This window comes from Pseudomonas sp. S2_F03, from assembly GCF_054668335.1.
On record NZ_CP162759.1, the window covers coordinates 4,592,498 to 4,610,931 of the forward strand.

18 protein-coding genes and 2 pseudogenes are annotated in these 18,434 nt (G+C 55.8%); 15 read left to right on the forward strand and 5 right to left on the reverse strand.

The features are described from left to right. Nucleotides 1–3 precede the first annotated feature (3 nt). Both AB4N76_RS21455 and AB4N76_RS21460 read right to left on the reverse strand, forming a co-directional pair. A pseudogene (locus AB4N76_RS21455) lies at nucleotides 4–809 on the reverse strand (alpha/beta fold hydrolase). A gap of 14 nt (nucleotides 810–823) precedes the next feature. Continuing rightward, nucleotides 824–1,747: a LysR family transcriptional regulator gene (locus AB4N76_RS21460; RefSeq protein ID WP_046033335.1), complete on the reverse strand. Its 924-nt coding sequence runs from the start codon at nucleotides 1,745–1,747 to the stop codon at nucleotides 824–826. Nucleotides 1,748–1,795: 48 nt separating this feature from the next. On the opposite strand from AB4N76_RS21460, the gene AB4N76_RS21465 reads away from it, so the two are divergent. The 4 genes from AB4N76_RS21465 to AB4N76_RS21480 all read left to right on the forward strand — a co-directional run bounded on the left by AB4N76_RS21465 (nucleotide 1,796) and on the right by AB4N76_RS21480 (nucleotide 4,694). Then, a complete protein-coding gene (locus AB4N76_RS21465) occupies nucleotides 1,796–2,125 on the forward strand; it encodes a hypothetical protein (RefSeq protein WP_046033336.1) in 330 nt (109 codons plus the stop codon). Nucleotides 2,126–2,356: 231 nt separating this feature from the next. After that, nucleotides 2,357–2,956: an FMN-dependent NADH-azoreductase gene (locus AB4N76_RS21470; protein ID WP_460163488.1), complete on the forward strand. Its 600-nt coding sequence runs from the start codon at nucleotides 2,357–2,359 to the stop codon at nucleotides 2,954–2,956. A gap of 350 nt (nucleotides 2,957–3,306) precedes the next feature. Next, complete coding sequence (locus AB4N76_RS21475) at nucleotides 3,307–4,185, forward strand: carboxylate/amino acid/amine transporter (RefSeq protein WP_460163489.1); 879 nt, start codon at nucleotides 3,307–3,309, stop codon at nucleotides 4,183–4,185. Continuing rightward, complete coding sequence (locus AB4N76_RS21480; RefSeq protein WP_460163490.1) at nucleotides 4,182–4,694, forward strand: MepB family protein; 513 nt, start codon at nucleotides 4,182–4,184, stop codon at nucleotides 4,692–4,694. Before AB4N76_RS21475 ends, AB4N76_RS21480 begins: the two co-directional genes overlap by 4 nt. 45 nt (nucleotides 4,695–4,739) lie before the next feature. Here the strand turns inward: AB4N76_RS21480 and AB4N76_RS21485 are convergent, their stop codons facing one another. Then, nucleotides 4,740–5,627 (reverse strand): LysR family transcriptional regulator, encoded by an 888-nt coding sequence (locus AB4N76_RS21485; protein ID WP_046033340.1) that lies wholly within the window; start codon nucleotides 5,625–5,627, stop codon nucleotides 4,740–4,742. 158 nt (nucleotides 5,628–5,785) lie between these two features. On the opposite strand from AB4N76_RS21485, the gene AB4N76_RS21490 reads away from it, so the two are divergent. Beyond that, nucleotides 5,786–6,430, forward strand: a complete 645-nt coding sequence (locus AB4N76_RS21490; RefSeq protein ID WP_223522432.1) for a hydrolase — start codon at nucleotides 5,786–5,788, stop codon at nucleotides 6,428–6,430. A 137-nt stretch (nucleotides 6,431–6,567) separates the two neighbouring features. Here AB4N76_RS21490 and AB4N76_RS21495 read toward each other — a convergent pair whose 3' ends face one another. Further along, nucleotides 6,568–7,866: a mechanosensitive ion channel family protein gene (locus AB4N76_RS21495; RefSeq protein ID WP_460163491.1), complete on the reverse strand. Its 1,299-nt coding sequence runs from the start codon at nucleotides 7,864–7,866 to the stop codon at nucleotides 6,568–6,570. A gap of 192 nt (nucleotides 7,867–8,058) precedes the next feature. Here AB4N76_RS21495 and AB4N76_RS21500 point away from each other — a divergent pair. Continuing rightward, a pseudogene (locus AB4N76_RS21500) lies at nucleotides 8,059–9,404 on the forward strand (DEAD/DEAH box helicase). Nucleotides 9,405–9,472: 68 nt separating this feature from the next. Here the strand turns inward: AB4N76_RS21500 and AB4N76_RS21505 are convergent. Further along, a complete protein-coding gene (locus AB4N76_RS21505; RefSeq protein ID WP_046033344.1) occupies nucleotides 9,473–9,748 on the reverse strand; it encodes a hypothetical protein in 276 nt (91 codons plus the stop codon). A 293-nt stretch (nucleotides 9,749–10,041) separates the two neighbouring features. Here AB4N76_RS21505 and AB4N76_RS21510 point away from each other — a divergent pair, with 293 nt between their 5' ends. The 9 genes from AB4N76_RS21510 to AB4N76_RS21550 all read left to right on the forward strand — a co-directional run bounded on the left by AB4N76_RS21510 (nucleotide 10,042) and on the right by AB4N76_RS21550 (nucleotide 17,991). Continuing rightward, nucleotides 10,042–10,257, forward strand: coding sequence for a hypothetical protein (locus tag AB4N76_RS21510; RefSeq protein WP_460163492.1), 216 nt, complete (start codon nucleotides 10,042–10,044; stop codon nucleotides 10,255–10,257). Nucleotides 10,258–10,283: 26 nt separating this feature from the next. After that, a complete protein-coding gene (locus AB4N76_RS21515; RefSeq protein ID WP_460164629.1) occupies nucleotides 10,284–10,502 on the forward strand; it encodes a hemagglutinin repeat-containing protein in 219 nt (72 codons plus the stop codon). Then, nucleotides 10,474–12,165: a hypothetical protein gene (locus AB4N76_RS21520; protein WP_460163493.1), complete on the forward strand. Its 1,692-nt coding sequence runs from the start codon at nucleotides 10,474–10,476 to the stop codon at nucleotides 12,163–12,165. Before AB4N76_RS21515 ends, AB4N76_RS21520 begins: the two co-directional genes overlap by 29 nt. Beyond that, a complete protein-coding gene (locus tag AB4N76_RS21525; protein WP_460163494.1) occupies nucleotides 12,113–12,727 on the forward strand; it encodes a hypothetical protein in 615 nt (204 codons plus the stop codon). The genes AB4N76_RS21520 and AB4N76_RS21525 overlap by 53 nt, the downstream gene beginning before the upstream one ends. Continuing rightward, entirely contained in the window at nucleotides 12,727–13,125 is a 399-nt protein-coding gene (locus AB4N76_RS21530; protein ID WP_046033346.1) for a hypothetical protein, read from the forward strand. Before AB4N76_RS21525 ends, AB4N76_RS21530 begins: the two co-directional genes overlap by 1 nt. A 374-nt stretch (nucleotides 13,126–13,499) precedes the next feature. Further along, nucleotides 13,500–14,120, forward strand: coding sequence for a hypothetical protein (locus tag AB4N76_RS21535; protein ID WP_046033347.1), 621 nt, complete (start codon nucleotides 13,500–13,502; stop codon nucleotides 14,118–14,120). A 241-nt stretch (nucleotides 14,121–14,361) separates the two neighbouring features. Further along, nucleotides 14,362–14,898: a hypothetical protein gene (locus tag AB4N76_RS21540; RefSeq protein ID WP_460163495.1), complete on the forward strand. Its 537-nt coding sequence runs from the start codon at nucleotides 14,362–14,364 to the stop codon at nucleotides 14,896–14,898. A 76-nt stretch (nucleotides 14,899–14,974) separates the two neighbouring features. Next, on the forward strand, nucleotides 14,975–17,680 hold the full coding sequence (locus AB4N76_RS21545) for a hemagglutinin repeat-containing protein (RefSeq protein ID WP_460163496.1): 2,706 nt from the start codon (nucleotides 14,975–14,977) through the stop codon (nucleotides 17,678–17,680). Continuing rightward, nucleotides 17,680–17,991: a hypothetical protein gene (locus AB4N76_RS21550; RefSeq protein ID WP_221174471.1), complete on the forward strand. Its 312-nt coding sequence runs from the start codon at nucleotides 17,680–17,682 to the stop codon at nucleotides 17,989–17,991. Before AB4N76_RS21545 ends, AB4N76_RS21550 begins: the two co-directional genes overlap by 1 nt. The last annotated feature ends 443 nt before the right edge of the window (nucleotides 17,992–18,434 follow it).

Consider the following 18,434-nt stretch of genomic DNA (forward strand, 5'->3'; position numbering starts at 1 on the left):
GGGTCAGTGATCCTGAGTGGGGTGGTGTCGACTGCGGTGAGAAACTCGAGCAGTGTGTGGTTGAAGTGTTCGGGCTGGTCCAGCGGGGTGGCGTGGCGCGAATCGGCGATCACCACCAGCCGCGCATCGGGCAGCAGTTTTACATAGGTTTCCTTCAGTGCAACCGGGGTGTAATCACGGTCGGCACTGACGATGAGGGTTGGACAGGAGACCCTCGAAAGTCGTTCCTGGACTCCCCAGCCAACAATGGCATCGAAGCTGGCGAGATAAGCATGTTTGTCGTTTTTTGCCCAGCGCGCGGCCATTTTTTGTCGCAGGTCCGCCTGTTCCGGTTTCGGAAACAGCTTGTCGCCGAGGGCTTTGCCGATGGTACCCAAACTGAGGACGCGCATCAGGCTCCAGCGTTTGAACCACTGCCAATAATCGTCGCGACTGCGTAATTTGACCTGTGGCGCACTATTCACGATGGTCAGGCTCTTGAGTAATTGCGGTTGATCCACGGCCAGTTGAAAACCGATCATGCCGCCCATCGACAGCCCCACGTAGTGCACCGGGCCGAGGTTCAAATGTTCGATCAGCGCGATCAGGTCAGCGCTGAAACCGGCAATACTGTAGCGCTCGCGGGGCTTGTCGGAGCGACCGTGGCCACGCACATCCGGGACGATCACCCGGTAGCGCGCAGACAGTGCAGGGATCTGCATTTCCCAGTCCAGCGTGCTGGAACCCAGGCCGTGGACCAGCAGCAACGGCGTGCCATGGCCATATTCCTCGTAGTGCAGGTTGCAACCTTCATGTTCGAAATAGGCCATGCAGATACTCCTTATCAGGCTTGTTCAGGGGCGGCGAAAGGCGCGTCCAGCGGTGCGGTGTCGAAGGTGCGCAGCAGTTCAATGAGAATCTGCGTCGCCGGCCCCAAGGGTTTGTCCTTGTTCGAATACAGGTAAAAACTCGGGTTGCGGCTGCCGCCCTGATCCAACGGTAGCAGCTTGAGCGTGCCTTCCTTGAGTTCTCGTTCGATCATGTGCCGGGGCAGCCAGGCGAACCCCAGGCCGCTGCTGACAAACGTCGCGGCGGTGGCCAGGCTGCCGACGGTCCAGCGCTGTTCGGCTCCAAGCCAGCCGACGTCGCGCGGTTGTTGCCGACCGGAGTCGCGGATCACCACTTGCATCTGGCTTTCCAGGTCCTGGAAATTCAACTCACGGTTGAGGCGGTGCAGCGCATGTTCGGGATGGGCCACTGCGACGAATTCTACGTCGCTCAACTCCGCTCCCAGATAACCCGGGATGCTCAATCCCGTGATCGCCAGGTCGGCCACACCTTCGAGCAAAACTTCCTCCACGCCCGAAAGCACCTCTTCACGCAGGCGAACCCGGCAGCCGCGGCTTTGCGGCATGAACGCGGTCAAGGCGCGGACGAGGCGGGCGCTTGGGTATGCCGCGTCGACCACCAGCCGCACTTCGGCTTCCCAGCCTTGCTCCATATGATGGGCCAGGTCTTCGAGCTGACTGGCCTGTTTCACCAGTTGCCGGGAGCGACGCAGCAACACGCCGCCGGCTTCGGTCAGGACCGCTTTGCGACCGTCAATGCGCAACAGCGGCACGCCGAGCTGGTCTTGCATGCGGGCCACGGTGTAGCTCACCGACGATTGCGAACGGTGCAGCGCTTCGGCGGCCTGGGCGAAACCACCGTGGTCGACCACGGCTTGCAATGTTCGCCATTGATCAAGGGTCACGCGGGGCGCTTTCATGAATGGCTCCTCTTGTCCTAAGCTGGCAGCCCTTTTGGAGACTGCTGAATGAAAAAGCTTTGCTGTGTGGTATCGGGTTGTGTGCTGCTGGCGATGCTGCCGCTGACGGCGTTTGCTTATCCGATCGATGTGCAGAAAAAACTCAACGGCTTGAAGATCGATTACGAGACCTTCGATACGGATAACGACATCGGCTCCATCCGGGTGGCTAACTACGGCGACGTCGATGCTACCTGCAAGGCGGTTTTCAGCAATGGCCCGGAAGCACCGCGTACGCGCACGATCGATGTGCCTGCCGGCAAACACAAAAACGCCACCGCGAAGTTCACCCGTAGCATTATCAAGCTGCGTATTGAGCTGACCTGCACCCCGAAATGACTGCAATCTCTTGTAGGAGCTGAGCTTGCTCGCGATAGCGGTGTGTCAGCCGACATCAAATTAAATGACACACCGCTATCGCGAGCAAGCTCAGCTCCTGCAAGGGCATGCTCAGCTTATAAACGAATTTATTGATGGGTTATAGCAGTTATTTGCGCTTTTTCATCGATTTGACTCTGTTTAATCTTCACTCCATCGACTTACAGCATTCTCAGATGGAGCCTACAACCTATGTCACGCGTTCTGATCATCGAAAGCAGCGCCCGCCAGCAAGACTCGGTTTCCCGTCAGCTGACCCAGACCTTCATCAGCCAGTGGAAAGTCGCCCATCCGGCTGACCAGATCACTGTTCGTGACCTGGCCGTCAACCCGGTGCCGCACCTGGACATCAACCTGTTGGGCGGCTGGATGAAACCGGCTGAGCAACGTAGCGACATCGAACAGGCATCACTGGAACGCTCCAACGAGTTGACCGATGAACTGCTGGCCGCCGATGTGCTGGTCATGGCCGCACCGATGTACAACTTCGCTATTCCCAGCACGCTCAAAGCCTGGCTCGACCATGTGTTGCGTGCCGGCGTGACCTTCAAATACACCGAGACCGGCCCGCAAGGTTTGCTCAGCGGCAAGCGTACCTACGTGCTGACCGCTCGCGGCGGGATCTACGCAGGCAGCACATCGGATCACCAGGAACCGTACCTGCGTCAGGTCATGGGCTTCATCGGCATCCACGACGTGACCTTTATTCATGCCGAAGGCATGAACCTGGGCGGCGACTTCCAGGAGAAGGGCTTGAACCAGGCCAACGCCAAGCTTTCTCAGGTCGCCTGATCCTTTAATCGCCAGATAATCACTGGATGGTCTAGTGACCTGGCGCAACCCCTTCACGGTTTTACGCGCATCGAACCTCCCTTTGCACTTTTTGCTCCTGAGTGCTGTAGCCCGATTGAACGCTTTAGCGAGATCGGGCTTTTTTTTTTTTGCCCGCGATTTGATGGGCACACACATAACCCTGTAGGAGCTGAGCTTGCTCGCGATAGCGGTGTACCCGCCGATATCCATGTTGAATGTGGCCCCCTCATCGCGAGCAAGCTCAGCTCCTACAGGGCTGTGTGTCGCCTGACGATTCGCTGTGACGGGTAAAACCCGCTATCGTCGCCGCCATTCGAAATGAGGCGAGCATGGGCTATCTACTTTTTGTCACGCTGATCCAGGCGTTTTCCTTCAGTTTGATCGGCGAATACCTGGCCGGTCACGTCGACAGTTATTTCGCGGTACTGGTGCGCGTAGTGCTTGCGGGACTGGTGTTCATTCCGTTGACGCGCTGGCGTTCGGTGGAGCCTGCGTTCATGCGCGGCATGCTGTTGATCGGCGCGTTGCAGTTCGGCGTGACGTACGTGTGCCTGTACCTGAGCTTCCGGGTACTGACCGTGCCGGAAGTGTTGCTGTTCACCATCCTCACGCCATTGCACGTGACCTTGATCGAAGACGCGCTGAACCGACGTTTCAATCCGTGGGCGTTGATTGCCGCAGTGGTGGCGGTGATGGGCGCAGCGGTGATTCGCTACGACCGGATCAACCCGGATTTCTTCATGGGGTTCTTGCTGCTGCAACTGGCCAACTTCACCTACGCTGCCGGCCAGGTGCTTTACAAACATCTGGTGGCCCGCCATCCGAGCGATCTGCCGCATTACCGGCGATTCGGTTACTTCTACCTGGGGGCATTGGCGGTGGCATTGCCGGCATTCCTGCTGTTTGGCAAACAAAACTTCCTGCCCGAAGCGCCGCTGCAATGGGGCGTGCTGGTGTTCCTCGGCCTGGTCTCGACGGCGCTGGGTTTGTATTGGTGGAACAAGGGCGCCTGCCTGGTGAGTGGCGGGACGCTGGCGGTGATGAACAACCTGCACGTGCCGGTGGGGTTGTTGATCAATCTGCTGATCTGGAATCAGCATGAAGAGCTGGGTCGGTTGTTTCTCGGAGGATCGGTGATTTTGCTGGCGGTGTGGGTCAGCCGGTTGGGCATCAGACAAGACATTCAGGCGATGCGGGAGCGACCGTGACGGACCTTCCACACGAACTAGCCGCCGCCATTGAGCAGATGTACAAGCCAGCAGGCATGGCATTGACGCAGCAGGCTCAACGCGAGCTGGAGAGTACCGAGTACGGAGCCTGTCGCCTTGGCCTCGATCATCAGGGAGTGGTCTTCCGTGTGGCGAAAACCACGCCAACCAAGATTGGCCAGTTCGTTACGCTATGGAAGCGGCCGACGTCGACCAGCGAGATTGCACCGTTCGACACCGGCGATGGCGTCGCCTTTGTGGTGGTGAGCGTTGCTGATGACACGCTCCGCGGGCAGTTCGTGTTCGATCAGAAGATTCTGGTCGCCAAAGGGGTCATGTCGATTGACGGTAACGGTGGCAAACGCGCAATTCGTGTCTACCCGCCCTGGGCCAGGCCCGTCGCAAAACAGGCGATCAAGACGCAGCAATGGCAGCTGAAGTATTTCGTCGCGCTTGAGCAGAACGGTAGCGCCGACGCGGAGCAGGTGCGCCGACTCTTCGGAAAATAGACACTTGCCCTGTGGGGGCGAGCCAGCTCCCACAGGGAATCTGCGTTATTTCTCCGCCAGCTGCGTCACCAGAAACTCAATAAACGTCCGGGTCTTCTGCGGGACTCGACGTGCCGAAGGGTACACCGCGTTGATCGTGATCGCGGGCGCCTGCCATTCACACATCACCGGCACCAGGCGGCCAGCGGCCAGCGCATCCTCGACGATAAAGTTGGGTAGCAGAGCGATGCCCATTCCAGCCTCGGCCGCCTGAGCGAGCAAGTCGCCATTGTTGGCATGCAAGGGGCCGGTCACGTTGACCCGTTGAGTTTCCGTGCCATTGCACAGCTGCAAGCTGACGCCACTTTGCAGGTACCCGTAGTTGAGGCACTGATGGGCGCGCAGGTCTTGCGGGGTCTGCGGTATACCGGCACGTGCCAGATAAGCCGGGGACGCCACCATGATTCGTGGTGCCGGTGCCAGTTGCCGGGCAATCATCGTCGAATCCGGCAGGCTGGCGATGCGGATGGTCACGTCGAAACCACCGCGTACCGGGTCCACTTGCTGGTCGCTCAATACCAGTTGCAGTTCGATGTTCGGGTGCTGTTCATGAAACAGCGGAATCAGCGGCCCCAGCCGGCGCAAGCCGAAGGACATCGGCGCATTGACCCGCAACACCCCGCGCAATTCGCCAATGCCATTACGCGCTCGCTGTTCAGCCTCGTCCAGCGACGCCAGCACCTCGCGTGCCGCGTCGAAGTACTCGGCGCCCGCCTCGGTCAGGTGCAGGCTGCGGGTGGTGCGCTGCAACAGTTGCACGCCGATGGCTTCCTCCAACGCCTGAATCTGTTTGCTGACTTTTGATCGCGGCACATCCATTGCCCGGGCAGCGGCGGCGAAGCCGTTCTCGCCGACCGTGACGACGAAGGCGCGCATGCATTCGATGCGATCCATGATTGTCCCTATTTTAGAATCAATGATTCTCGATTTTAGGTAATTGTCCCTTTTGTGGCTAGCCCCTAAAGTGACATCCAAGCCGACAACAAAGCCTCTGACGGCAAGGTCGACTCACTCATTACTCACCTGAATATCGACATCAAAAGGAACGCGCCATGTCTATCCGTGAACTGCTCAATCCAACCAACTCCGCCCTGATCCTGATCGACCACCAGCCACAAATGGCGTTCGGCGTGCAGTCGATCGACCGTCAGACCCTGAAGAACAACACAATCGGTCTGGCCAAGGCTGCGAAGATCTTCAACGTTCCGACCATCTACACCTCGGTCGAAACTGAAAGCTTCAGCGGTTACATCTGGCCTGAGTTGCTGGCTGTTCACCCGGATCAGAAGCCGATCGAGCGCACCTCGATGAACTCCTGGGAAGACAAGGCGCTGGTTGATGCAGTGAAAGCCACCGGCCGTAAAAAACTGATCATTGCGGCGCTGTGGACCGAGGTCTGCCTGACCTTCCCGGCACTGGAAGCGTTGGCAGAAGGCTACGAGGTGTACATCGTCACGGATGCTTCCGGCGGCACCACCAAGGAAGCGCACGACATGTCGGTGCAGCGGATGATTCAGGCCGGTGCGGTGCCGGTGACCTGGCAACAGGTACTGCTTGAGTACCAGCGCGATTGGGCACACAAAGACACTTACGAAGCCGTGATGGGCCTGGTGCTGGAACACAGCGGTGCGTATGGCATGGGCGTGGATTACGCTTACACCATGGTGCACAAGGCGCCGCAGCGTCAGGTCAAGTAACCCGCCAACCTTGGAAACAAATGCAAACCCCTGTGGGAGCGGGCTTGCTCGCGAAGGCGAAGTGTCAGTCGACATCTACATTGACTGACACACCGCCTTCGCGAGCAAGCCCGCTCCCACATTGGGTTCTGTGGTGTTTACATGATGTGTTTTTCGGGTCCGGGGATGTGGCTTGCGCCCAGCATTGCGGGCAACAACCCGGCACGTAAATCCCCACCACTCGGCTGCTGATAAAGACTCAAGCCAAACTCCGGCAGCACCGCCAGCAAGTAATCGAAAATATCCCCCTGAATCCGCTCGTAATCGGCCCACGCCGTGGTGCGGGTGAAGCAGTAGATTTCCAGTGGGATTCCCTGCGCAGTGGCCTGCATCTGGCGGACCATGCACGTCATGTCTGGCTGGATCCCCGGGTGACTTTTCAAATACGCCAATGCGTAAGCGCGGAAGGTGCCGATGTTGGTCATCCGCCGCCGGTTGGCCGCCATGGCCGCCACATTGCCCTGTGCTTCATTCCAGGCTTTGAGTTCTGCCTGTTTGCGGCCGATGTAATCGGTCAGCAAATGCACCTGCGACAACTTCAGCTCTTCATCATCGCGGATGAAACGCACGCCACTGGCGTCGATGAACAGGCTGCGCTTGATCCGTCGCCCCCCGGATTGCTGCATGCCGCGCCAGTTCTTGAACGATTCGGACATCAGGCGCCAGGTCGGGATCGACACAATGGTCTTGTCAAAGTTCTGCACTTTCACGGTGTGCAGCGTGATATCGACCACGTCACCGTCAGCGCCGACTTGCGGCATCTCGATCCAGTCGCCTACGCGCAACATGTCGTTGCTGGTCAATTGCACGCTGGCCACGAACGACAGCAGCGTGTCCTTGTAGACCAACAGAATCACCGCCGACATGGCGCCCAGACCCGAGAGTAGCAACAGCGGCGAACGGTCGATCAGGGTGGCGACAATGATGATCGCGCCCAGCACGTACAAAACCATCTGCGCCAGTTGCACGTAGCCTTTGATCGAGCGGGTGCGGGCGTATTGGGTGCGCGCGTAGATGTCCAGCAAGGCGCTGAGCAGGGCGCTGAACGCCAGCAGCAGGAACAGAATGGTGAAGGACAGCGCCACATTGCCGAGGAAGTTCTGGCTGCTCTTGCTCAACTCCGGCACCAGGTGCAGGCCGAACTGAATCACCAGCGACGGCGTTATCTGGGCCAGGCGATGAAACACCTTGTTGTGCAGAAAGTCGTTGATCCAGTGCAGCGCCGGCTGACGACCCAGCATTTTGGTGGCGTGAAGAATGAGGAAGCGCGCCACTCGTCCGAGGACTAGCGCAATGACCAGTAACAACACCAATGCCAGGCTTGAATGCAGGAGCGGGTGCTGATCAAGGGCCCCCCAGAGGTCTTGGGCGTTGAGCCAGAGCTGTTTGATATCCATGGGCTAAAACGATTTTCCTGTAGGACGCGATGGGGCGATTAGAGCATTTAAGACACTTGGGATGACATTTGAAGACAAATCAGGCAACAAAAAGCCACTGTTTACTGTCGTTTGTATAAAGAAACTCGGCCTGAGCGCTCGAAACCGTTACCCTATGCAGCTGTTTTTTTGTATTTCTTCGAGGTAGCACCCGTGTTTTCCCAATTCGCCCTGCACGAACGCCTGCTCAAAGCCGTGGCCGAGCTTAAATTTGTCGAGCCAACGCCAGTGCAAGCAGCGGCTATTCCGCTGGCGCTCCAAGGGCGTGACCTGCGGGTGACAGCGCAAACCGGTAGCGGCAAAACCGCTGCTTTCGTTTTGCCGATCCTCAACCGTCTGATCGGCCCGGCGAAAGTCCGCGTCAGCATCAAGACCCTGATCCTGCTGCCGACCCGCGAGCTGGCTCAGCAGACCATCAAGGAAGTCGAGCGCTTCGCGCAGTTCACGTTCATCAAATCCGGTCTGATCACCGGCGGTGAAGACTTCAAGGTCCAGGCTGCCATGCTGCGCAAGGTGCCGGACATCCTGATCGGCACGCCAGGCCGGATGATCGAGCAACTGAACGCCGGTAACCTCGACTTGAAAGAAGTGGAAGTGCTGGTGCTCGACGAAGCCGACCGCATGCTCGACATGGGCTTTGCCGAAGACGTGCAGCGTCTGGTGGAGGAGTGCACCAACCGTCAGCAGACCATGCTGTTCTCCGCCACCACCGGCGGTTCGGGCCTACGCGACATGGTCGCCAAAGTGCTGAACAACCCTGAGCACTTGCAGGTCAACAACGTCAGCGACCTGAACGCGACTACCCGTCAGCAAATCATCACCGCTGACCACAACGTGCATAAAGAGCAGATCCTCAACTGGCTGTTGGCCAACGAGACCTATCAGAAGGCCATCGTGTTCACCAACACCCGGGCCATGGCCGACCGCATCTACGGTCGTCTGGTGGCGCAGGAATACAAAGCGTTCGTGTTGCACGGCGATAAAGACCAGAAAGACCGCAAACTGGCCATCGACCGCCTGAAGCAGGGCGGCGTGAAAATCCTCGTCGCCACCGACGTTGCCGCTCGCGGCCTCGACGTCGAAGGCCTGGACCTGGTGATCAACTTCGACATGCCACGCAGCGGCGACGAATACGTTCACCGTATCGGTCGTACCGGCCGCGCTGGCAATGAAGGCCTGGCGATCTCGCTGATCTGCCACGGCGACTGGAACCTGATGTCGAGCATCGAGCGCTACCTCAAGCAGAGCTTCGAGCGCCGCACCATCAAGGAAGTCAAAGGCACCTACGGCGGACCGAAAAAGGTCAAGGCCTCGGGCAAAGCCGTTGGCGTGAAGAAGAAAAAGTCGACGCCAAAGGCGACAAGAAAAAAACCGGCGCCAAGGCCCCGACCAAGCGCAAAATCGCCAACCGCCCGAAGACCGACGCCCTGTCGCTGGTCAGCAAGGACGGCATGGCGCCGCTCAAGCGCCGCAAGCCGGAAGCGCCGGCTGCTGAATAAGCCGATGTCGTGACCCAAAAAAACCGGACGGATGTCCGGTTTTTTTATGCTCGAAATTCCTGTATCGATCAGCTCTCGGCTTTCTTGTCCGCCGTCTGCAACTCTTTCAAACGTTGATCAATCAACTGGCATTTATCCGGCAAATCCTTGGCGGCTGTGCCCAGGTCCATCTTCTGCAACTCGTCGTTGATCTCTTTGGCTTTGGCCGGATTCTGCTCGGTGAGCCTGGCCACTTCCTGAGCCAGTTGCTCGCGTTTGGCGGTGGCTTCCTCGGGGGTGCAGGCCCAAACGGGGAGGGCGCAGGCGAGGGTGGTGGCGAAAGTTAGCGTCAGAAGGGTTTTCATGGGGGGCCTCGGTATCCGTGTTGGGCGGTTAAACGGTTGAGGCTGCACTGTTCGGAAAGTTCATACCGTTGCTTCTGTAGGACAAATACGCATTCGGAAATGCCGTCACTCTGGCCGTCACTTTTCTTCATGGCATCAAGAAACATCCTGCATACCGGTCGGAAGCGCCCGATTTTACCTCTACCGTTCGTCCCCCATACTTTTCGAATGGATCCATTATTTGACGTCAGGATGATGGCTCACTAATAGTGCGCCACTATTTTGCCGTCACCTTCCGTTTCGAGGGATCGAACATGTACTCACCCGCCCTTGTGGCGAGGTTGTGCCTGGCTTTGCTGTGCCTTTCTCCGCTGAATTTTGCTAATGCTGTCACCACCCCAGGTGATACGGATCTCATCCGCGAACGTCAAGATCGCCTGCTCGAAGAGCAGCGCCGGCGTCTCGAAGAACTCAAGGAATTGCCCGGCAAGGAAGCCAAACCCGTACAGCCAAGTCCGGCCATACGCTGAACCTGCAAAGTGGCGGTGACACCAACATCAAGGGCGCGGTCGCCAGCGGTGAGACGGTCAAGGTCAAGGTGGGCGGCGACCTCAATATCGAAAGCTTGCAGGACACCAGCACCTACAAATCGCAGCAGTCGAGCGCCAACATTGGGGGTGAGTCTGTGCGTTCCACCGTTCTGTGTTGGCACCAGCAGCGTCAGCGGCGGCATCGCCCAGCAACACATGCAAAGCGATTACGCCAGTGTCAGTGAACAATCGGGCATCAAGGCCGGTGATGGCGGTTTCCAGGTTGAGGTTACCGGCAATACCGATCTGGTCGGGGCGATCATCGCCAGTACCGACAAAGCGGTTGCCGACGGCCAAAACACCCTGAGCACCGGGACACTGACCACTTCCGATATCAAAAACAAGGCTGATTACGACGCCAGCAGCATCAACCTCAGCGGCGGTTACGGCGGCGACATGGGCCGTGATGCAAACGGTAATGCCAGCGCGACGGCCAATAGAGGTGGTCCCGTCGTTGCCAGTAAGAACGGCGTGAGCTCAACAACACCGATCGTCCTGTTCGCCGGCGATAGCTCCCGCAGCACCACCCGCAGCGGGATCAGTGGCGCAGCCGTCACCATCACCAATACCGTCAAGCAGCAGGAGTTGACCGGTCAGACGGCCGAGCAAGCTATTGCCGCGATCAATACCAATGTCTCCAGCGATCGTGACGGCACTAACGAACTCAAACCGATCTTCGACGCGCAAGAAATCGGCGTGGACTTTGAGATTGTTGGCAAGTTTGTGCAGAACGTATCGCAGTACATTGAGAGTCGCGCGCGGGAAATTGATACCAAGAAGAAACTGGCCGATCAGGAACTGGCTGCCTCGATTGATAGGAATTCGAATGACGACGTTCGAATAAAGCACCTCGAAAATTATCGGGCGCTCACTCAGCAGATCAAGGAAATCGGCGATAACTGGGGCGCAGGCGGCACCTACCGACAAATCGCAACAGCGCTGGTTGCTGGTATCAGTGGCAATGTGGCCGGCAGCGGCGCCCAGTTCGCGCAAAACATGGTGGTCAACTACGTCCAGCAGCAAGGCTCGGCGTACATCGGCGAACTGGTGAAAAAGGGCTTGAAGGAAGGTAGCCCTGAACACGCGGCCCTGCATGCGATTCTTGGCTGTGCCGGCGCTGCTGCCAGCAACCAGAGTTGCTCGGCCGGCGCCTTGGGTGGTTCGGCCGCCAGCTTACTGGCGGGGCTGTTCGCAGACTCCGATCCGAACGAAACCGCTGTAGAGCGTGAAGCCAAACGCAACATCATCACCAGCCTGGTGACCGGTATTGCGGCCATGAGCAACCCGAACGGTGCGGCTACCGCGAACAACGCGGCGACGGCGAACGTCGATAACAACTGGTTGGCGACGCAGCAATATGTTCAGGCAAAGAAAGAAATTGATGCAGAACCCAATATCCTCAAAAAACTGGCTATCGCTGGGAAGTGGCAGATCACTTCTTTGCGCCAGGATTTACTGACCGGTTCGGGTGTTCTCAAAGGTTTCACGGACGGAATGGCCGGTGCGGGCTTAGGGACTCTGGACAGTGCCGTTTCGCTCATGGCCGACCCGGAGCGAAGTTTTGATGCCGCCGTGGAGTTTGCATCCTCCAAGGAAGCTAGAGCGTTGTTAGGTGATGCAGTCGCTGCAGCGCTCAAGTCACAACTTGATCAGATTGCAAAAGCAGTCGTCGAAGGTGGCGATGCCAATGCGGAAAACCTCGGCAACCAAATGGGACAGGTGATTGCGCTTGTCGCACAGCTCATGCTTGGCGGGGGGGAGCAGTTCTGCAGCCAGCGCGTTGAGACTTTCGGAAATGGGGATCGACGTCTCCGTCAACACCGTCAAAAAAATGGGCGCGTCGTTTGATATCAATGTCATCAAAACCAAGATTAGTAATTTGCAGGGCGTTGTGCGGGATTCGGATGTGCCAGTGCTTGATCCACCGACAACGGTTACTCCGCCGAAAATCGATGTAACACCGCCGAAGGATGGCGTCATGCCTCCGAAAGAGGGCGATTCGCCACCACAAGTGATCGATGAAGCAAAAGGCATTCCATACATAAATCGCCGCACGGAATTAGCGGAGCTATTTAGCTCTGCCAGCGCTAGAAGTGGTATTCAAATTGGAAACCGCTCTCTCATTGAGCTTCCAAACTCAGGCAATGCTAAAATATTCTCCGGTGCGACTGATGTGGAAATTAAGCAGTATTTTTCGGAGTTAACAGGATCCACCTCCTTGCCTCCTCCTCGTACTATTTCTGGGAAGGGTGATATATATGTTGTTAGTACTCCTGAGGGGAATTTTACTCTACGAAATTTCTCGTCATCATCCGGTCAAACTGGTCCTGCTTGGACTATTGACATCCCTAAGGCAGCGGCAGGTACTACATACAATCCAGAAATAAAATTTCTTATAGGAAACCCGTAATGAATATTAAATTTGTTAAGGAAATAGAGCGCGATTCGTTTGGTTTGTGGTTGTCCGCTCTTTTTAGCGCAATTGGTTCATGGAATCCTGGTTTGACTTTTGATCAGCAAAAAGATGCCTTTTTTTACATGATTGAATATCTGCTCGTTAATGGGAAAATAAAGTTCATTAAGCCAGGTGCTGATTGCTACATCTCTCCAGATAATCCGCATCCGAAATTTTCTATTGATGATAAAAGGTCTCACTGGGATTTGGACGCAAAACAGATCGTATCTTGTTTAAAGGAAAGTTGGCCGGAAGGAGTAGTGTCTGAGTGCGATGGCGAATTGACGATTTATTTTTATGAAATTCCGGGTGTGATTTGGATCGATGAAAATGGTTTGTTTTTTGCTTCGTAAATTGGTGATCTACCTAAGGAAGATATTTGACTGTAGTGAAAAGAAAAGGGAGGAGGGTTTGTTTTTATTTTTATTTTTGGTTTTAGCCTTGACTTGAGACCGGCGGGTGTCCCTTTTAGTCCAACATCACAGCTACCCGAATCTATTTGTGGAGGAGGTTTAATGTGCGCTTACTCATGTCTTCACCTCCCTTGCCGACACACTGGTGATAACTGGAAGCCTCAAAGACGTGTGCCGGCAACCGCTGGCCGCTTAACAGGGAAAAAACTTGCCCCTTCCACCACCGGCTCCACGCAGTCACCCTTCACACTAAGACTCGCTTGTTCCCACTGTGCCGTATAGACGATCATCGTTTTGAGGCTAGGAGTAACTCAATGAAATGGAATTACCTGCTCATCCCTTTCGCAGCGCTGGTTACTTGCACCAGCAGCTTCGCCGTCTCGCCTGCACTGCAAACATTTCTCGCCTGTGACGAAAACTCCCTAGCAGTGGTAAATCAGCCCGGTCTCAAGGAACGCATTTCCAGTGCGCTGGACAACGGGAAGATTACGTTGAGTGGCGGAACCAAAACCGAAATGGGGCAGCGCTGGGTGTTCGACACGCCGGTCACTCTCAACGGCGTTGCGTTGACCGGCTTTTTTGCGGAAGACCAGAATCTGATGGGCTCGCGCATCATTGGCTGGGGGTTCTATACACAGCAGGCGCCCGATGAGCTTTACGCACAGTTGAATAAAGTACCGGGTAGCAACTTGGAGAGCGCCAACGGGATTTACGCCCGCGCGCAAATCTGGTCGCACAAGCAGTCAGGCTGGGTACCGGAAAACGGCGATGACAATGCAGGCAAGTTGGTGACCGATACGGCAGAACGGATATTGATGGTAGAACCTGCTTCGCAAGACGTGACCAAGACCAGCAAAGGTATGATCACCTGCTCGGTTCAAGGCACGGTCAGCGCAGCGATGCTCAAGTCCACTCGGCCAGACTTGATCAAGTGACCCGGTCAGTATGACTTTGGACCTGTAGGAGCGAGAGCAAACTCCCGCCTACGGGTTGAATAGAAGGAAAAGGGGATTTATTTTCTTGGTCTGTAGGGCGTATGCCAGGTTGTTGTCAGTTAATGAATAGAGCCAATAATCACTACACCATCGTGGTTGCGAGCTTGCTCGAGAAAGCGATGCGTCTGCTGGTATTTGTGTTGAATGGTAGTCAGTCTTCGCGAGCAGGCTCGCTCCCACAGTGACGTTGGTTCTGATATTGCCAGGCTGCCATTCCAACGCTAGGGTCTCTTCATCCAGCCCGTGGAAGGACGGCATCCAGCTGCACCAAAACACAGTGACTGTCGATGCGCAGCACGCCAAAGTTATCATGAAAGCATCGGGCAGCACCTACCCTGTAGAGTTCGCGATCAGCCGCGCAGCGGATCCCGATCAGCGTGCCGAGGTGCTTGGAACCGTGGTGGATTCGGGACAGGAAAAGGTGTTCGGCTGGATTGCCAAGCTCAACGAAGTGGCCAACAGCACAACTCTTAAACACTTCCCGCAGTTGGAGACGCAAGCCGACTCCAATGAGCCGTTTAAAGTCTCGGGTTACGCGAGTGGCGAGAGCATAGGAAGTACCTATCGTTGCGGCCCACTGAAAAACTCGTTCACTCCAGAAAGAAGCAAGGTGTATCTGGTTGAGTTTCAGTTCGTTAGCGGGCGTTGTGAACAGCATGTTTACGACATTACCCAAACTCAACAGCGTATTCCGGTGATGAGCCTGCCTGAAACATAACAGATAGGGAGCTGATTTATTTTGGTAGAAAATATGTCCGGTCCTCTTTCCGAGTCGAAACGTTGTCGGCAGCGGAGTGATTGCCGGAGGCAACATCAACATCGTCTCCATGGGAGCCGGTGCTGATAGCGATATCAATGTGGTCGGAAGCCGGATCGAAGGCGGGGGCGATGTATCCCTCAAGGCCGACGGCGCAATCAATTTATTGTCCGCGCAAAATACGGCGCATCAGGAAAGCAGCAACAGCAACAGCGGCTGGAGCGCCGGCATTGGTTTCGGCTTTGGTGAAAGCAATGGCATCACCTTTGAACTCGCCGCCAACAAGGGACGCGGCAGTGCTGATGGCGATGATGTCACGCAAACCAATACGTCGATCAAGTCCGGCCATACGCTGAACCTGCAAAGTGGTGGTGACACCAACATCAAGGGCGCGGTCGCCAGCGGTGAGACGGTCAAGGTCAAGGTGGGCGGCGACCTCAATATCGAAAGCTTGCAGGACACCAGCACCTACAAATCGCAGCAGTCGAGCGCCAACATTGGGGTGAGTCTGTGCGTTCCACCGTTCTGTGTTGGCACCAGCAGCGTCAGCGGCGGCATCGCCCAGCAACACATGCAAAGCGATTACGCCAGTGTCAGTGAACAATCGGGCATCAAGGCCGGTGATGGCGGTTTCCAGGTTGAGGTTACCGGCAATACCGATCTGGTCGGGGCGATCATCGCCAGTACCGACAAAGCGGTTGCCGACGGCCAAAACACCCTGAGCACCGGGACACTGACCACTTCCGATATCAAAAACAAGGCTGATTACGACGCCAGCAGCATCAACCTCAGCGGCGGTTACGGCGGCGACATGGGCCGTGATGCAAACGGCAATGCCAGCGCGACGGCCAATAGAGGCGGTCCTGTCGTTGCCAGTAAGAACGGCGTGAGCTCAACAACACCAATCGTCCTGTTCGCCGGCGATAGCTCCCGCAGCACCACCCACAGCGGGATCAGTGGAGCAGCGGTCACCATCACCAATACCGTCAAGCAGCAGGAATTGACCGGCCAGACGGCAGAACAAGCCATTGCCGCGATCAATACCGATGTCTCCAGCGATCGTGACGGCACTCACAAACTCAAACCGATCTTTGACGAACAAGAGATCGGCGTGGATTTCGAGATTGTCGGCAAGTTTGTGCAGAACGTATCTCAGTACATTGAGAGTCGTGCGCGGGAAATAGACCGCTTGAAGGAGCAGGCTGAGAAGGAAAGGCTGCTGATGATTGCGGTCGGAGCGTCTGAGGCCGATCAGCGCAAGCACCTTCAGAATTATCAGGCGCTAAAGGAGGAGATCAAGAACATCGATGAAAACTGGGGCGCGGGTGGCACCTACCGGCAAATTGCAACCGCCTTGGTCGCGGGTATCAGCGGCAATGTCGCCGGCAGCGGCGCCCAGTTTGCGCAGAACATGGTGGTCAACTTCGTTCAGCAGCAAGGCTCGGCGTACATCGGCGAACTGGTGAAAAAGGGCCTGAAAGAAGGAAGTCCTGAACACGCGGCACTCCATGCGATTCTCGGCTGTGCCGGCGCGGCGGCCAGTAATCAGAGCTGCTCGGCCGGTGCTTTGGGAGGTTCTGCCGCTAGCTTGCTGGCGGGACTGTTCGCAGACTCCGACCCGAATGAAACCGCCATAGAGCGAGAGGCCAAACGCAACATTATCACCAGCCTGGTGACCGGCATTGCGGCAATGAGCAACCCGAATGGGGCGGCAACTGCTAACAACGCGGCTACGGCGAACGTCGATAACAATTGGTTGGCGACGCAACAAATTGTACAGATGCAAAAGGAGTTGGAAGAAGCCAAGAGCAAGGGATTGATAGCCCAAGCATTGGTCTATGCCAAATGGATCGGTGTCTCTGCTAAGCAAGATATTCTCACCGTTGGTGGGCTTAGGCAGGGCCTCTCTGAGGGGGGCATGCAAGACATTGAAGGCATGGCGCAATTCCTGGCTCATCCCATCGATGGTTTGAGTGGTCTCGCGTCAGCAGTCAGTGATCCGGCCGTGCGCGCCAAGTTAGGCGATGCGGCGACGGATAGCTTATTGGCCAGTATTGACCGGATGAAGCTCGCGTTTGAAACCGGTGGGGATGATCAGGCGGTCCAATTGGGACGCGATTTGGGCCTGTTGATTTACACCGTGGGGAGTGTGGTAACCGGTGTCGGTGGGGCAGCTAAAGCAGGGCTGACCCTGGCAAAAATAGGGATTGAGGTATCGAGCAAAACCTTGAGTAAGATGCTTGTCAAGGAGGGTGCTGATCTTGGCGAGCGCGTTGCGACGATTGAAATCAATACCACGAAAAACCTGGATACTATCAATGGGACTTTTTTACCCAACCGCTCGATTATTAATGTGCGAGCGATCAGTGCCGATCAGGCAAATGCCCCGTTTGTCGCACGAGGCTGGAACCCACCATATGATGTGGGTTCACAGGTCAGAACCTTTACAACGAATACTGATATTCAGTTTGTACGGGTTTCTACTATGGACAACCCCCAAGGAGCATTCCTTGTTCGAGCTGATGAGATTTCAGGAATGACCCCTTTGGAAATTCAGCAGCATTTGGCTTTGCCAAAAATCCCGACTCAGATTGCAGATGTTAATGTTCCTATGGGAACCAATATGCAGGTTGGGCGTGTCGCTGCTCAGCCAGAGTTTGGCGTGAACAATAAAGGCGGAGTTCAGTATCAGCTGCTAGATCAGATTCCAAGTACTAATTTTGGTGTTCCGAGGCCGTTATAATGAGCCAATATATCGATAAAAGCGTGGCTTCCCAAATCATTGAGCTCTCAACTGAGCTAAGCGTCATTCTGTTTGATCGGCTTGGTCAAGATGGTGTTTTCGGGAGTGTTGAGTGTGCAAGAAATATTTTTCTGATTGATCGTGAAGGGAATGTTGTTTGGCAGGTAACTTCAGATTTTGATTCTAATGGTGGGCCGTTTACTAATATCATTTGTGTCGGTGGTCGGCTTCAAGGGTATAGGTGGGATGGCGGAATGTATGAAGTTGATTTGGCAACGGGAAGGGCGGAACCAAGTTTACTTTTGAAGTAATGGATGCAAGAGAGACCGGAAAAGCGAAAAGGGAAGTGGTAAAGCGGAAAAGGGGACGGATTTATTGTTTGGTATGGAGCAATGGCCAGGAGAATAAATCTGTCCCGTTACTATTGTTCTGATTAAGGCGGGTTAACCGGTTGAGGGTGGAACCCCTGGAGAAGTTCGGAAAGGGGACGGATTCTGAGAAATCACCGATTTTTCCTACGAGAAATCAAGAGGTTGGGGATTTAAGAGACCTGCATGGGTCGGCAGCTTGTATTGCACCACACAAAAACAAGATCCCGATCCCATGCAGACCATTCGATTCTTACGCACGCTCGCTCAAGCACTTTCCACTGTCGGTTCCCATCGTCTGAAAATGCTGATGTGTTGGACGGAAAAGGGGGTAAACGGGACGGATTTATTTGTTTGGATGACCGGAGACGCAAGCCGATTTAAAT